The following is a 13716-nucleotide window of genomic DNA, read 5'->3' as shown; positions in this document are numbered from 1 at the left end:
TTAATCCACACCACGGTTAAGCGGTTTTTCCCAATGATTCAGTACCAATTTTACCCTCCAAGCAAGCATTGTATTTTTCCAAACATTCATAATATTTTTCCTTCCATTCATTGTTTTCCGTTCCATTTTTCAAAATCATCTCCCCACGACCAGTAATAACCCAATCCATGTTCAATACAGGATAATTTCTAAAAATATTTAGAAGCTTATCGCTTCCAATTGCACTTTTATTGTTAAAAAAGCTGTTTGAGAAATTATTTTTTATGCAGAATTGATTAATAGTAATGCCTTCATTTTCAATGAATTGCACTAATCTTTCTTTTGCTGTCTCTGCCACTTCTTAAAATATTTAGAAAATAAATTTGTTTGTTCTAAAAATAATTAGAATTTTTACGGTGTCAATCTATTTAACACAGGCGTAAAAATCAACACCGCCGTAAAGTACAAAAAAACTGAATACAATGAAAGAAATTCAAAATGAGTTTACCATCATTTTAGGCAATTCGCCTCGACCAACAACCATGGTAGTTTCTAAAGCTTTTAAAGCGCATCAATTTCTTGACGTTCCATACGCTAAAGCCAATACGCTTCAATGTGTAAAAAATCACGATTTTTTGGTAATACAAGGTTCAACTAGCACTGGGAAATCTTCTTTCCTTAATGGCTTAAAACATCTTTTCACCTCTAAAAATTAACCATGTCACAAGTAACCACAACACCGCATTTTCAGCGCTTAAAGAGGCTGAATGAAGTACCAAGAAAACTAGAGCCAAAGTATCGTATTGCAGAACTATTGCGAATGACTTACGGCGAATTAAATGTAAAAGATGGAGTAGAGGCATTAGCCGAAGCCATCGGCATAAAGCGTAAGCAAACAGTAATAGACTGGATGAAGATAGAGGCCGGAGAGCCTACGCAGATTAATCATTTTGTGATGCCTTTAGTGTTGCAATTTTTTGATATGCAAAGCGAAAGCCAACTGTTTACAGCCGCTCACAAAGAATTGTTAAACCAAGTAAAAGCCTAACCTATGAGTAACCACACACCAGGCCCATGGATTTTAACTAACGGTACACATGGCATTTATGTACATGTAATAAACGAAGCTGCTAAGTACCCTTACAAAATAATTGCTCAATACGAGTTCAACGAAGTAGACGCTTTAGCCAACGCCAAACTAATTGCAGCCGCCCCCGATATGCTTGAAGCCTTGCAAGCTGCTATAAAGCTGAGCGATGAAAATTTAGCTGCTAATCTAACAGCAGGTTACGATGCAACACGCACACCCGAATGTCAAGCCGTTTACGACCAGGTTAAAGCAGCTATTGAGAAAGCCATACTATAAAAACCACCACAAATGTTTAAGCCATTTACTATATGGGCTACCGCCCTACTTATCGTGTTCTTGCTATTTTATTTCTGCATTCCGTTTAGCCATATCTATCAGTTTTTTGGCATAACAAGTAACCTTATTAAACACCTTATCCAAATAGCTACAGGCATGCTTATGGGCAATGTATACACATGGCTATTGTTTTTGCATGATGACGATAACGACGATAACGAAGGTGGTACACCCGTATCTAATCACGATTTAATACCTACAAAGTATGATTACAACTAAAGCCAACCCATTTGCAGCTATTAATCAAAGCTATATGGATGCAAGGGCAAAAGCGAAGCAATACATCATTGAAAACCTGTACTGGAGCGAACGCACCTTTTACCGTAAAATGAACCAACCGCAAAAGCTTAGCGATAGGGAAAATGAAGTGATTGCTACAGCCTTTAAAATATTCATTCACGAGCCGCTACAGGCTGTATTTGAAACCGCACTAGCATGACTACGAACCCACAACTTACCACAGACGAACTATTGCTAGAAAAGAACCGCCTAGAGCGTGAAATACAAGCAATGGACAACAAAATGGAACGTGCTACAGGCTATAAACGCCGCCTACAGTATCGTGAAAAAAAATTAAACCTCAACACACAATTAATTAAGGTAAAAGCTAGAATACTAGCCACAACCGCAAATCTGTAATAACCATGACACTAAGAATAGCATCTGAAAAATACGACACTGCCATAATGAAAGATGATGAAGTAGAGCTGTTCACGCTTGCAGCCTATGAGAATAACGGCGGTAACATAGATGAAGCAGTAAAAGACATGAGAATGATTGATACAATGCTGCACATGGTTCATTTACACAAAGCCGTTCACGTTCATGTAAAAAAGACTGGTACAGGCTACACTAGAAAGCAACAAGGCTTTTTAGACAGTTTAAACAACATTGTTGATGGCAGATTGAATGATGCCTTTTAAAAACAGCACTATGCCTAAAGTACAATTAGAAATCTACGTTTTACAGCGCCATCGTATAGCTAAAAAGGTACTCACACATCTAAAGCAAAAGTTTCCTGGTATTAAACTTCATAAATGGTACAGGGCTGATAAGTGGGATAATGTAGACAGATGGACTGCTACTATTGAAGTTGAGGAGCAAAAAAATAGACCTAGCTACATAATGAAAATGGTACAAGACGAGGTAGACCAACTAATACCACAAAACGACTACATTTTTTGTGATAGTGACGACCGTAAACTGCCTGTTTTACTTTTTGGTATTGTACCAGTGCTTGCTGTAGATGTGTACGATTATACAAGAACGCTTTACTACTTAAATCCATTCAAACATGCTTAACCCACAAGAAGTATTAGCCATTGCAGAATTAAGCGAACCTACAAAAGCTATTCTAACTGCTGCACTTACATCTTTTAATAAAGACATAGTAACGATAGCCAATTACTGTAATGCAATAGACCAGGATAGCAGTATGAAAGCATTTCACGACAATGTGTTAGCACATAGCAGTAAGGTATTAGAGATTGTCGAGTTAATGACGTTTTCATCTCAACCGTTGATACAACATTTTGCACCTAAACATTAACGATTACACATGGCAAAAGCCGCGAAACTTTTTATTCAAACAGACGATACAGCCGAACCAGCAACGCCGCCAATTGCCACTATTTCTATGGAAAATGCCATCCCTACACCACAAGAATACTACACTAGTAGGATGGCATTGCTAGGTATCAACGAGGCAAATAATACAGTGAAGCTTTTGCAAAACAACGCTACCACCAACAAAGCTGAGTTGGTAGATTTTGCCGTGTTTTCGCAAAGTGATAAGGGAATTGATATTTTGGCATATACGTTAGACCGCTTGCTAATCACCTACAGCAAAGAAGGTAGCCGATGGAAAAACCAAACGTATAAAATTACACGCCTGGTTGAGCCAATTGTAAAGAAAGATGGCAGTGAGATTAAATACCTAATGCCAAAGGGTGAGCCTGTTGTACCATTTTTCCCACCTACCCTATTAGCCAAGTACGATGCAACAACTACCATAGATACACTTTACTTAACTGAGGGCTATTTTAAAAGCTTTAAGGCATCGCTACACAAAATAGATTGTGTGGGCTTGCCGTCTATTACCTGCCTTAAAGACCGTGAAACTGGCGAACTACACGAAGACATTAAGAAGCTAATACTTAAATGTAAGGTAAAGCGCCTTGTGTGGCTTACCGATGGAGACTGTAGAAACCTTACTACAAAGGATATTAAGGACGGTTTGGACTTATACCGCCGCCCTAATCAGTTTTTTAGGAGTGTAGCCACTTTTTACGACCTTACCAGTAAGCTAGAAAATGTGCAACGGTATTTCGCACACATAAATACGGATGAACTAGATGGAAACCCGAAAGGCTTAGACGATTTATTATGTGCATTTTCTGACGAAGTGAAGGACATTGCTAAAGAGTTTAACGACTTCTCTAAAAAGAAGGAGATTTTAACCTACAGTACACGCTTTGAAATTACCTACGGTATTGGAAAGGTTTTGCGGTATTTCTATTTGCACGATGTAGACCAGTTTTATCTATACCACATTGAGAAACGCCCCGACCTTAAAGACAAAGAATTTCGTTTTAATGGTACCCTATACCAGTACGATGAGAAAGAAAACAAGTGCCTGGTTAAAATACCAAGTAGTGCAGCAAATTACTTTCGTGTAGGTGATGATTATTTTGAGTTTGTAGAAATACCCGACAAATACGGCAACATTACCAAGCAACAGCACAAACGCCGTAAAGAGACCATTAAAGATGATAATGGAAAGGACATTTTTAAGCACATACCAAAATACAGGGCTTTTTGCAACGTGCCTGAGCATTTGAATTACCAACGCATCATACACAATTGCTTCAATACTTACCATCCATTTAGCCATGAACCCGAAGAAGGCAATTTTGATAACACCATTGCTTTTTTGAAACACATTTTTGGAGAAGATGAATGTATTGCAGGTGACTTTAAAGTAAAGCGCTACGAACTAGCACTAGACTATTTAACTATCCTATACAAGAACCCACAGCAAATATTGCCTATTCTATGTCTTGTGAGCAAGGAGCGGCAAACTGGTAAAACCACGTTTTTAAAGTGGCTGAAAATGATTTTTACCGAAAATCTAGCGGTTGTTTCTAACCAAGATTTTGAAAACAATTTTAATAGCCATTGGGCTACCAAGTTGATAATTGGTTGTGATGAAACCAAGATAGAAAAGCATGTTGTAATGGAGCGCATTAAAGGCTTATCTACAGCAGGTAGCATAATGAAAGAGGGCAAAGGTGTAGACCAAGTGAGCATGGATTTTTTCGGCAAATTCATATTGCTATCTAACAACGAAGACAATTTCGCTTCTATTGATGCTGAGGAGATACGCTTTTGGATAATAAAAGTGCCTGTAATTAAAGGTAGAAATGTAAACCTACTAGAAGACTTGCTAGACGAAATACCCGCTTTTTTACACTATTTAAGCCAACGCAGCATATTAACCAAGCAAGTAGAAAGACACTGGTTTGATACACGATTGCTTAAAACTGAGGCACTAGCCAAAATTGTAGAAAATAGCAAGCCAACGGTTGAGAAAATCATTATACACAACTTAACGCAATTGTTTGAGGCAAGCGATTACGATACTATTAAAATGGGCTTAGATGATGTGGTGAAGTATTTAGCCAAAATGAATGATAAAGATAAGAACTACGTAAAAAACGTGTTGAATACAATGGGCTATAAAACCCAACCTGCACAACGCAATATTTACTTTCCTGTAATGCAAGAAGCCTACACCGAGAATAGAATAGAATACAAAATTTTTAAGAAAAACTGCGTTGGTAGATACTACGAATTTAACCGTTCGGACTTTTTAGACGACGAAACAACACTAGAGCCAATACCAACAATATCAAACACACCACCTAAACATAAAGGCGTAAACGACTTAATGTAAACACATGACACAAACACTTTTTGCACCCGAAACAAAGCAATACGACTACAAAGGCGACATTGCTTTCAGCCAAAATTGGAATGGTAAGTTTTTCTGTAAATACCTCACTACAATAAGGCTTTGCAACTACAGCAAATCCCATGTAGATGCATTTTACAGATTAACGCTTGAAGGTGAATTTTTAACCACTGGTAAAATTGTAGACCTACGCTATTGCAAGCTAAACGAGTTACCCGAATGGACTTGCTACCTAGATACAGGCTACACCAAAGCTGAGACGGTACAGCTATTTAAAACCATGCACAGCAGTAAAAATATCGATTGGGATAAACAACTACTGGTACTTATTCTAATTGAAAACCTAGACTTTATTAATACATCACTAAAACGCAAATAATGAAAAAATTAAACCGAACCTTTTTAGTACGCTTTGCCATCATTTCGGCACTGCTTACCCAAGTAAACCACGCTGCTTATGTATTTGAGAATATCAGTAAAACACAATCAATGTTAGATACTGGTATCGCTTATATGTTCGCTGCAAGTTTAGAGCTGAGTACCTACATTTTTACCATCAGTCAAAAACGCCGTATTGCCACATTTTTCGCAGTGGTGGCTATCCTTATCAACCTGCTTTATTACTGGCAAGGTGGTGTGTGGGATTTTCATTTTTGGGCTTCAATTACTATTAGTTGCATCCTACCTTTTAGTATTTGGCAATACTCAGACCTGGTACATAGCGACATTAAAAAATCTGAGAAGCAAGCCGGAGAACCGACACGAAAAAAGAAAAAACGCAAAAAGCCTGTACAATTACAATTTTTTAATGAACCCAATACACAAGCAGTATAACTAATTACTTACTTCTTATATTTACAGACACATGGCAATATTATCACTTTCAACTATTGATATACCACACGGTTTAGATGAACGGAAAAGTTTTTTAATAAAATACTTTAAAGACAATATTCAAGGCAAATCAATCATAAATATTGATACTGGATTGAGTATAAAATTTGGTAGAAATAGTAGAATGAAAACCGCCGAAAGGCATAACAGCAAGGAAACAACAGTTGTAATAATGAATATTATTGTTGTATTGCAAAATGCGACATACAACAACTTTGGCGACCCCAAACCAAAGCATTTATTAAAATATCCATCACTTAAGAAATTTGTAAACTTTAAATGCAAAGTACGCATTGATGGAAAAGTGAAAGATTATAGAATTAGTTGTATGATTTTGCAAGGAAATAAAGTACAGTACGATCTGCACGAAAGCAGTTTGGAATATGCTACCAATAGTGGCAAGAAATAAAAAAGGCTACGAAATATCGTAACCCTTTTTATTCTGCCTTCGGCGAAGATAACCCTGTCGCTTAAACGGCAATATGTTTGAAATCGTTATACAAATTTGTGAAGCAAATTTGTTACGCATTTTTACTTACCAGTTTTGCTACACAAAAATATGAAATTGTTTTGTTTAACAACAGTTTTCTTTGACTTTTCGTGTATTTTTCTTTGACTTACGTACAATTTTCTTTGACTTAGTGTGTATTTTCTTTTGACTTACATGTGTTTTCTTTGGTTTAGTGTGTACTTTCTTTTGCTATATCAAAAACAATCCTACATTTGCCCCGACAACAGATTTTTAGTAGGGGCAAATTCCTACACTTTTTATTGGTTAAAATAACGCCCAGCGTATCGGTGAAAGTCCGTAGCTTCTTTTGCTCCGCAAAAGTCTGTTGTCAGCGACTGGGTATTTTTATTTTTTAACCTTTCAATTTTTGAAGCTATGACAACAGACAAAAATGAAGCAACACAAGCAAGATTATGCAATAATCTATGCAGCATTCCTACACTAGAAGAAAGTGTAGAAACCATCCACAACTTTATTACTTTTTGCCCTGCTGACCAGTATGTAAAAGACCTGGTACAGGTATTTCGCCACGCAATGGCAAGTGAGCTGAGCGACTTAAACCCATTAGAGCGAGGTAACATGATGTACATGCTAGAACAATTACAGCAACTGTTACCTGCATTGTACGTTCATTTTTTAACCATTAATCCCAACTTGAAAGCATAGAAATTAAAATCAATTTTATACGATTTGTTTTAAAGTAAATGTGTGTAAGTATTTACATACAACATAAAAACAAATGCAACTAAATAGTATTTTTATTTCTCTAAAATAATTAATATGACAACGGAAAAATTTCTTGATTTTAATGGTAAAAAACTCACACTTGTAAATGAGGATGGCAAATTTTTCATTGCATTAAAACCAATCATTGAAGTGTTAGATATTGATTGGGATAATCATAAAAAATGGCTTCAAAATCATCCAATTTTTAAGTCAGTTAAGGTAAATATTACCTCAACTGGAAGCGATGGCAAATCTTACAAAATGGTTTGTCTACCTGAAAAGTTTGTTTATGGTTGGCTACTTTCTTTTACACCAAAAACAGAAGAGCATATTGCATTTCAAAGAGAGTGCTATGATGTATTGTATGGACATTTTCATAATGCACTTAATATGCGTCAACACGACTTATTAACTAGGCAGCAAATGAAAGATGAATATCAAAAACTACATTTTGCAAAAATGAATGAAGACGCTGACTATAAAAGAATGATTGAACTAGAACAAGCGATTAAGTCAGTTAATAAAAACTTGACATCTCAAGACGAGAGTTTACTGGCTGGTCAAGCGTTGTTGGATTTTGAAGCCAAATAAATTTTAATGAACTTGTAGAAAAAAGCTTTTCACTTTCTAAAAAATCGATTGTAATACCATCGGTTTTTTTATATGCAATATTGGCATATTAATAATACATTTTGTCATCTTTAAATATTGGCATTTATTTAGTATAAGTTAATTGCTCATAAAATAAGGGCATCTATAAATATGGCAGAAATCTACAAACCAGGAGATGAGGTTCCTAATTCTGGAATCTACAAAGTAGTACATGATAATGTACATACTGAACCCCATGAAGTAACTTGTATTAAAGGTAATCGCTTTCCACCTTGCAATCATTGTGGTAAACATCCACAATTTACATTAGTGAGAGCAGCTTGGCATATTAATAATCATCCAAGCTTTAAATAAAGCAAGTTTTTTCTTTTGAGATAAACATTTGAGCATAATAACTACTTCTTTCAATTGTTCAATTGAATACAATAGTTGCTCGAAATTTCAATTACATCTTCCTAAGAGGTGTAATTTTTTTATCTATACATAATCAATTTCTTAAAAAATACCTTCTTTCCTCTTCTTTTTCTACTTCCCAATAATCACACTTGAGCCACCATTTACCAAACTGGTACCAGGCTTTTATTTCAGCACCTAGAGCAAAGTATTTCACCTTATTAGTAATGAAAACAAAGGTTGGTGTAACATCTTGTGTAGTAAGTACCTGGTATTTTATTTGAAAACTACCCTTTAAAGCATTAAAGCAAACTTCATCAAAAATCATAGGCTTAAAAATAGCCGTTTTCAACTTGTTTTTTTCTTGCAAATAATTACTGTTACAAATTGTTACAATGTTACAATGTTGAAAATCAATGGATTAAGTGTAACAAAGCATAAAATAATTGTTACAAATTGTTACAACGTTGAAAATGAACAATATAAACTTTATAAAATTTTATTTAACGAAAAAATCATTGATAATCAATAGTTATTAAAATGTAACACACTATAAAATTGTTACAAAATGTTACAAGCTAACTTATTGATAATCAACATTGTAACATTGTAACATTTGTAACACAAAAAAGTCGTTTACTGATTTTTTGCCTTTTTGTTTTCTGCAGAAAATTTTGCAGCGGCTACTTTTTAAAATTGGCAAGCCACTGCCAACATCATTTTACAACTTGCATACAGTTAAAAATTACCTGTATGATTGATGAAAATAACACCACAAACAGCGAAACCAACAACGAACCACCGAAGGCTGAGACTTCTTTTGTGGAAAATAACGACACACCAACAGAAAGCGCACAGCCTAATACTGAAAGCGAGACACTTAAAGACGTTAAAGAAGTAAAAGAACCTGCTACAACTAGCACTGTAGCTGAAAGCAAAACGCAACCAAAAGAAAAAAAGCCACCACCGAGCAGTCGTTTTAGTGGCATGGTGAATTTCAGTGGTGAAAAAGGTAGAATAGTAACTGCAATTATAGAAAATGGTATTGAACAGGGATACTGGAAAACCAAACAACAGTTTTACGATAAGGTGTTTGATTTTGCCATCAATAGCCAACTGGTACATGCTCACCTAAATGTTAGTGATGCCTACATTTTTGGAGTTCCAGATGATGTAGAAACCAAATTATTTACTAATGGCTATTATGAAAATGATAGCAAACTAAACCTACCAATATGCTAATAGAATTAACGCCCACTGAAATACAAGCACTACAAGACGAAAACCAACGCTTAAAAGCTGAAATAGCTGAAATGAAGGAAGATGTTACAAAACTTAAAGGTGCAGTAATAACTACTTTGGTTGAGTTTGGCATTGTCAACCACCAATTACAACCTCAAAAAGTAAACAAGTTCAAGCTTGCAAAAAAAGTAGGTGGCATCATATTGTCTGCGATAGACGGTGAAAGCAATTCATTTCTACAAAACATCACTGAAACTGCTACACCATTAATTGAAAAATATAAAGACCTGTAGGTATGAAAGATAAATTTTTTAGTGGCGTGCAGAAAGCAAGTGAATTTTTGCAACGACCTACACCACCAATAGTTGAAAGCACAGCCGAAACTATCATTGATGAAGTGATAGAAACTGTAAAAACTGAGTTACCACCACCCCCACCACCGCCCAATACTGACAAAGAAGAAGCGGAATATGAAGAGCCTCTGAGCGATGAAGATTTAGAAGACCAGGCTGAAACCTATCTAGTATTACTTGAAATGGTTTTAAACCTAATATTTTCAGTGGCAGCTAAGTACAAACGCAATAACAAAGCTGTTGAAATAGCAGGTGAAAACGGCGTTGAAAAAATGAAAGCCGTTGTTAAGAAGTTGAAATCAAACGAGCGGGCTAAGAAAAATGGTGGTGTCATAAATATTGACCAATTAACAGAAGAAGAAAAACTACTGTCTGAATTGCATAGTGATGTAGAAAATTTCTTGGATGAGACTGATTTAAGTGATGCAGAGAAAAGAAAGTTAATGAAACCATTGGTTTTAATTGTGAAAAAGCGAAAGAAAAAACTAAGTCCTGAGCAATTATTCTTTGCAGGATTGGCTTCAATAGCGGTTACTAGATTAGCTATGTTTAAAATGTTATAATATGGATGAAAGAGAATACATTTTGGCAATAATAGCAGGTGGTAGAAACGTTGGCAAGTCTACTTTTACCTTTCAGCAAACCGAGTTAATTGGTAGACGAACTATTGTAGTAAATAAGGGCGAATTATCACCACGATTTGATAACTGGCAAAAGGTGACAGTTGAGCAACTCAAAACCTTTAAGGGCGATAACGTTGTGGTGCAAATTGATATAGACCAAGTGAATGAAGTTTGTGAGACAATTATGCACTACAAAAAAGGTAGTAGTGTGGTGTTTGAAGATGCAAAACGCTATATACCTCAAAGTATTGGTAAAGGTGGTTTAAATGACTTGATAAGTGACCTTAGAAAATGTAGTTGTGATGTATTTTTTCAATACCATTGTTTGAAGCATGTACCGCCTTTTATTGCGGATATGTACAACATGCTTGTGCTATTTAAAACCACAGATTATTTTACTAAAAGTGACCTAAAAAAGTTTGCAAATACTGAAACTATTATTAAGTGTGGCGAACGGATTAAAAGGCATAAAGACCCTCACTATTGCGAAACCATTTTTGTACATGAATAACACGATATATGGCAAAATATAGGCTACCAAATACTTTAGGAGAATTGGCAAAGCTGTATGGCTTCTCACTAGATGTACTTAATGCCATGATAGACCAGTACGAGGATTTAAAAACAATGGTACAGCCATTTAGAGACGGCAAAAAGAAAATCTATCCATCTAGCATTATTGATGCTATTAAAGATAAGCTAGGCGAACCCTAGAAAGTTAAAAATTTATTGGTTAAGTTAATGATAGCCTTTGCATTTCTGCAAAGGCTTCTTTTTTGAAAAAATGTCAATGTACAAGGCGCTTTTTGAGGGTATTATTCGCTAGTAAAAAGTATACTGTAGTATAAGCTGGTATTGGAATTGAGCCACTTTTACGTGATGCAGATTTACAGTCGAAAACATTCACAAAAAACAAAAACCACATGAACGTAGTAACTAACAAATGGGTAAACCTAGTAATAGGCAGCGTAGCTATTGCAGGTTCGATTTTGCTTGCATTAGTGATAAAGGAAGCTATTGATAAGCACAAAAAGAAGACCACAACCATTACAGACCCAACAGCAGTAGCGCCTGTTAAATAGTACCATACACCTCAATAAATTAACCAACTTTTAAATTTAATAAAATGGATCAAGTTTATACAGGCAAAAACGATATTAATTTGGATATGCCTAACAAGGCGTATGACTTATCGTTTGCGTCTCAATTGTCCCTAGGTCGCAAAGTAACTTTTGATGTTACTAATAACCATGCTACTGCCAGTAGACAAATTTTGTTTTTTGCTAACAGAAAATCGAATCTAGCAAACTTAATTGCCACTGGTGCAATTGTGTACACTGCGGGTGCTACTGATTTAGTATGTACGCCAAAAGATTTTTTAATTGAAGACTGGTTGTACGATTTAGCACAAAGTCCGCAAGTAGTTTTGCAAGTTGATATTACTGCTACTAACCAGTTGCAGGTACGTCAAGATATGAAAATTTCACGTTGGGATTTTTATAACCAAATCAGTACCAAAACTACCATTAGCCTTAACAGACCTGAGTTACGTACGCAGCAAGATGGCAAAGCTGTAACAATTAAGTTTGACAAATTGGTGACTACTGAAGATACTGAGTTAAGTATCACAATTCCTGCACAGTGTACTACTACATTCTCATTCTTTATGGGTGCTGCAATGCGTGATAGCTACTTCATGCAACAAAAATTATTGTTGGCTCAAGCAGCAGGTATTGCACTTTAATTTATAAACAACTATTTCAAAATTGAAAGGCAACAACATTTAGCTGTTGTTGCCTTTTTTAATTCTTAAAGTATGTCAACAATTGTAAAGAAAAATGTCATCAAACGTGAAGCTGGCAAGCTTTATTTCATTGACAAAGCAGGTAATGTTTGTAGTGCTAGCATGAAACGCAAAGCCGCTAAAAAGAAGGCTGCACCTCGAAAAAAAGCTGCACCAAAAAAGAAGGCAGCCGCAAAGCGTAAACCTGCAAAGAAAGCAACTGGTACAAAAAGAAGAACCACCAAAAAGCGTTAAGCAAATGGTCGATAGTAAAAGCGTTGGAGGCTGTATAACAACTGTATTAGCATTTACGCTAAATGAAGCCTTCAAATCAGACATTACATTTATTACACTTACCGCCGTTGGCTTTAGTACGATACTATACAATGTAATACGTATTAAAAACGAATGGCACAAAAACAACCAATAATGAAAAAATTTTTGAACAGAATAGTAGCTTTTTTCAAGTCAATTTTTGACAATTTTGACGCATTTGTAGCTACCCACGTTGTACCATCAATTGAACTAACTAAGCGTTTAATTGCAATTTTAGAAAGCCCTATAGCCAATATTATCACAGCGTTGATACCAGGTGAAGCTGACGACAAGTTGAAAGAATTTTTATTGACTTTTTTACATAAAGCAATAGATGCAATGAATATCGCTGCTGATATTACTAACGAACCAAATTGGACGTTAAAAGTTTATAAAACGATTAAATACATTGAAAGCCTTTCACCCGAAATGCGACAGGATGTGCTGCGTGGTATTGCTAGAAACCTCGTAAAACAAAGTGTACTTGCCAATGGTGATAGTATGCCAAAAGATAGTATTATTAATGGCTTAATTGAAACCAAATTAATTCAACTACGTACTAGTTTAGAAGTCTTAGACAAACTACCTAATGAAACTATCGTTAATGGCGAATTGCAGCCCACACCTGTAGCCGAAGCACCTGTACCAGTTGTTGAAACACCTGTTGTACCAACTATACCAGTTGCAGAAACACCAGTTGTACCAACTATACCAGTTGCAGAAACACCTGTTGTACCACCTGTACCAGTTGTTGAAACACCTGTTGTATCAACTATACCAGTTGTTGAAACACCTGTTGTATCAACTATACCAGTTGCAGAAACACCTGTTGTACCACCTGTACCAGTTGTTGAAACACCTGTTGTGCAGTAACCAAATTCTTTCA

General features: G+C 35.7%; 28 protein-coding genes. 26 read left to right on the top strand and 2 right to left on the bottom strand.

Annotated features, from left to right (window positions below; translation table 11 throughout):
* Positions 1–16: 16 nt before the first annotated feature.
* Positions 17–337, bottom strand: coding sequence for a hypothetical protein (locus ACFOW1_RS09660; RefSeq protein ID WP_379013905.1), 321 nt, complete (start codon positions 335–337; stop codon positions 17–19).
* Between the two features lie 124 nt (positions 338–461).
* Here ACFOW1_RS09660 and ACFOW1_RS09655 point away from each other — a divergent pair, with 124 nt between their 5' ends.
* The 16 genes from ACFOW1_RS09655 to ACFOW1_RS09580 all read left to right on the top strand — a co-directional run bounded on the left by ACFOW1_RS09655 (position 462) and on the right by ACFOW1_RS09580 (position 8475).
* Complete coding sequence (locus ACFOW1_RS09655; protein WP_379013903.1) at positions 462–695, top strand: hypothetical protein; 234 nt, start codon at positions 462–464, stop codon at positions 693–695.
* 2 nt (positions 696–697) lie between these two features.
* Complete coding sequence (locus ACFOW1_RS09650) at positions 698–1027, top strand: hypothetical protein (RefSeq protein ID WP_379013902.1); 330 nt, start codon at positions 698–700, stop codon at positions 1025–1027.
* A gap of 3 nt (positions 1028–1030) precedes the next feature.
* Positions 1031–1345, top strand: a complete 315-nt coding sequence (locus ACFOW1_RS09645) for a hypothetical protein (RefSeq protein ID WP_379013901.1) — start codon at positions 1031–1033, stop codon at positions 1343–1345.
* A 12-nt stretch (positions 1346–1357) separates the two neighbouring features.
* Positions 1358–1624, top strand: a complete 267-nt coding sequence (locus ACFOW1_RS09640; protein ID WP_379013899.1) for a hypothetical protein — start codon at positions 1358–1360, stop codon at positions 1622–1624.
* The gene (locus tag ACFOW1_RS09635) at positions 1611–1844 is read left to right on the top strand and encodes a hypothetical protein (protein ID WP_379013898.1); all 234 of its coding nucleotides are present in this window, start codon (positions 1611–1613) and stop codon (positions 1842–1844) included. Before ACFOW1_RS09640 ends, ACFOW1_RS09635 begins: the two co-directional genes overlap by 14 nt.
* Positions 1841–2044 carry a hypothetical protein gene (locus ACFOW1_RS09630; protein ID WP_379013897.1) on the top strand — a complete coding sequence of 68 codons (204 nt, stop codon included), beginning with the start codon at positions 1841–1843 and terminating at the stop codon, positions 2042–2044. Before ACFOW1_RS09635 ends, ACFOW1_RS09630 begins: the two co-directional genes overlap by 4 nt.
* 5 nt (positions 2045–2049) lie before the next feature.
* The gene (locus tag ACFOW1_RS09625) at positions 2050–2328 is read left to right on the top strand and encodes a hypothetical protein (protein WP_379013896.1); all 279 of its coding nucleotides are present in this window, start codon (positions 2050–2052) and stop codon (positions 2326–2328) included.
* Positions 2329–2338: 10 nt separating this feature from the next.
* Positions 2339–2707, top strand: coding sequence for a hypothetical protein (locus tag ACFOW1_RS09620; protein WP_379013895.1), 369 nt, complete (start codon positions 2339–2341; stop codon positions 2705–2707).
* On the top strand, positions 2700–2954 hold the full coding sequence (locus ACFOW1_RS09615) for a hypothetical protein (protein ID WP_379013894.1): 255 nt from the start codon (positions 2700–2702) through the stop codon (positions 2952–2954). Before ACFOW1_RS09620 ends, ACFOW1_RS09615 begins: the two co-directional genes overlap by 8 nt.
* Positions 2955–2963: 9 nt before the next feature.
* Complete coding sequence (locus tag ACFOW1_RS09610; RefSeq protein ID WP_379013893.1) at positions 2964–5360, top strand: primase-helicase family protein; 2397 nt, start codon at positions 2964–2966, stop codon at positions 5358–5360.
* Positions 5361–5364: 4 nt separating this feature from the next.
* Complete coding sequence (locus ACFOW1_RS09605) at positions 5365–5757, top strand: hypothetical protein (protein ID WP_379013891.1); 393 nt, start codon at positions 5365–5367, stop codon at positions 5755–5757.
* Positions 5757–6212, top strand: a complete 456-nt coding sequence (locus ACFOW1_RS09600; RefSeq protein ID WP_379013889.1) for a hypothetical protein — start codon at positions 5757–5759, stop codon at positions 6210–6212. Before ACFOW1_RS09605 ends, ACFOW1_RS09600 begins: the two co-directional genes overlap by 1 nt.
* A 31-nt stretch (positions 6213–6243) precedes the next feature.
* Entirely contained in the window at positions 6244–6681 is a 438-nt protein-coding gene (locus ACFOW1_RS09595) for an LPD3 domain-containing protein (protein WP_379013887.1), read from the top strand.
* Positions 6682–7158: 477 nt separating this feature from the next.
* Positions 7159–7449: a hypothetical protein gene (locus ACFOW1_RS09590; protein WP_379013886.1), complete on the top strand. Its 291-nt coding sequence runs from the start codon at positions 7159–7161 to the stop codon at positions 7447–7449.
* 114 nt (positions 7450–7563) lie between these two features.
* Positions 7564–8100, top strand: coding sequence for a phage antirepressor N-terminal domain-containing protein (locus tag ACFOW1_RS09585; RefSeq protein WP_379013884.1), 537 nt, complete (start codon positions 7564–7566; stop codon positions 8098–8100).
* Positions 8101–8271: 171 nt separating this feature from the next.
* A complete protein-coding gene (locus ACFOW1_RS09580) occupies positions 8272–8475 on the top strand; it encodes a YjzC family protein (RefSeq protein ID WP_379013883.1) in 204 nt (67 codons plus the stop codon).
* Positions 8476–8608: 133 nt separating this feature from the next.
* Here ACFOW1_RS09580 and ACFOW1_RS09575 read toward each other — a convergent pair whose 3' ends face one another.
* Complete coding sequence (locus ACFOW1_RS09575; RefSeq protein ID WP_379013882.1) at positions 8609–8884, bottom strand: hypothetical protein; 276 nt, start codon at positions 8882–8884, stop codon at positions 8609–8611.
* Between the two features lie 383 nt (positions 8885–9267).
* Here ACFOW1_RS09575 and ACFOW1_RS09570 point away from each other — a divergent pair, with 383 nt between their 5' ends.
* The 10 genes from ACFOW1_RS09570 to ACFOW1_RS09525 all read left to right on the top strand — a co-directional run bounded on the left by ACFOW1_RS09570 (position 9268) and on the right by ACFOW1_RS09525 (position 13703).
* Positions 9268–9756: a hypothetical protein gene (locus ACFOW1_RS09570; RefSeq protein WP_379013881.1), complete on the top strand. Its 489-nt coding sequence runs from the start codon at positions 9268–9270 to the stop codon at positions 9754–9756.
* Positions 9750–10049: a hypothetical protein gene (locus ACFOW1_RS09565; protein WP_379013880.1), complete on the top strand. Its 300-nt coding sequence runs from the start codon at positions 9750–9752 to the stop codon at positions 10047–10049. Before ACFOW1_RS09570 ends, ACFOW1_RS09565 begins: the two co-directional genes overlap by 7 nt.
* Positions 10050–10051: 2 nt before the next feature.
* Positions 10052–10672 carry a hypothetical protein gene (locus ACFOW1_RS09560; protein ID WP_379013878.1) on the top strand — a complete coding sequence of 207 codons (621 nt, stop codon included), beginning with the start codon at positions 10052–10054 and terminating at the stop codon, positions 10670–10672.
* 1 nt (position 10673) lies between these two features.
* Entirely contained in the window at positions 10674–11243 is a 570-nt protein-coding gene (locus ACFOW1_RS09555) for a hypothetical protein (protein WP_379013876.1), read from the top strand.
* Between the two features lie 8 nt (positions 11244–11251).
* Positions 11252–11446 carry a hypothetical protein gene (locus ACFOW1_RS09550; protein ID WP_379013875.1) on the top strand — a complete coding sequence of 65 codons (195 nt, stop codon included), beginning with the start codon at positions 11252–11254 and terminating at the stop codon, positions 11444–11446.
* A 209-nt stretch (positions 11447–11655) separates the two neighbouring features.
* A complete protein-coding gene (locus tag ACFOW1_RS09545) occupies positions 11656–11814 on the top strand; it encodes a hypothetical protein (protein WP_379013874.1) in 159 nt (52 codons plus the stop codon).
* A 44-nt stretch (positions 11815–11858) separates the two neighbouring features.
* Entirely contained in the window at positions 11859–12476 is a 618-nt protein-coding gene (locus ACFOW1_RS09540) for a hypothetical protein (RefSeq protein WP_379013872.1), read from the top strand.
* Positions 12477–12548: 72 nt separating this feature from the next.
* On the top strand, positions 12549–12770 hold the full coding sequence (locus ACFOW1_RS09535; protein WP_379013870.1) for a hypothetical protein: 222 nt from the start codon (positions 12549–12551) through the stop codon (positions 12768–12770).
* Between the two features lie 4 nt (positions 12771–12774).
* Positions 12775–12945, top strand: a complete 171-nt coding sequence (locus ACFOW1_RS09530) for a hypothetical protein (protein ID WP_379013868.1) — start codon at positions 12775–12777, stop codon at positions 12943–12945.
* The gene (locus ACFOW1_RS09525) at positions 12945–13703 is read left to right on the top strand and encodes a hypothetical protein (RefSeq protein ID WP_379013866.1); all 759 of its coding nucleotides are present in this window, start codon (positions 12945–12947) and stop codon (positions 13701–13703) included. Before ACFOW1_RS09530 ends, ACFOW1_RS09525 begins: the two co-directional genes overlap by 1 nt.
* Positions 13704–13716 lie beyond the last annotated feature (13 nt).

Origin of the sequence: Parasediminibacterium paludis, from assembly GCF_042651445.1 — a bacterium.
In the GTDB taxonomy this organism is placed as follows: domain Bacteria; phylum Bacteroidota; class Bacteroidia; order Chitinophagales; family Chitinophagaceae; genus Parasediminibacterium; species Parasediminibacterium paludis.
The sequence above is the reverse complement of the archived record's forward strand: the minus strand, read 5'-3'. Positions and strand labels throughout refer to the sequence as shown.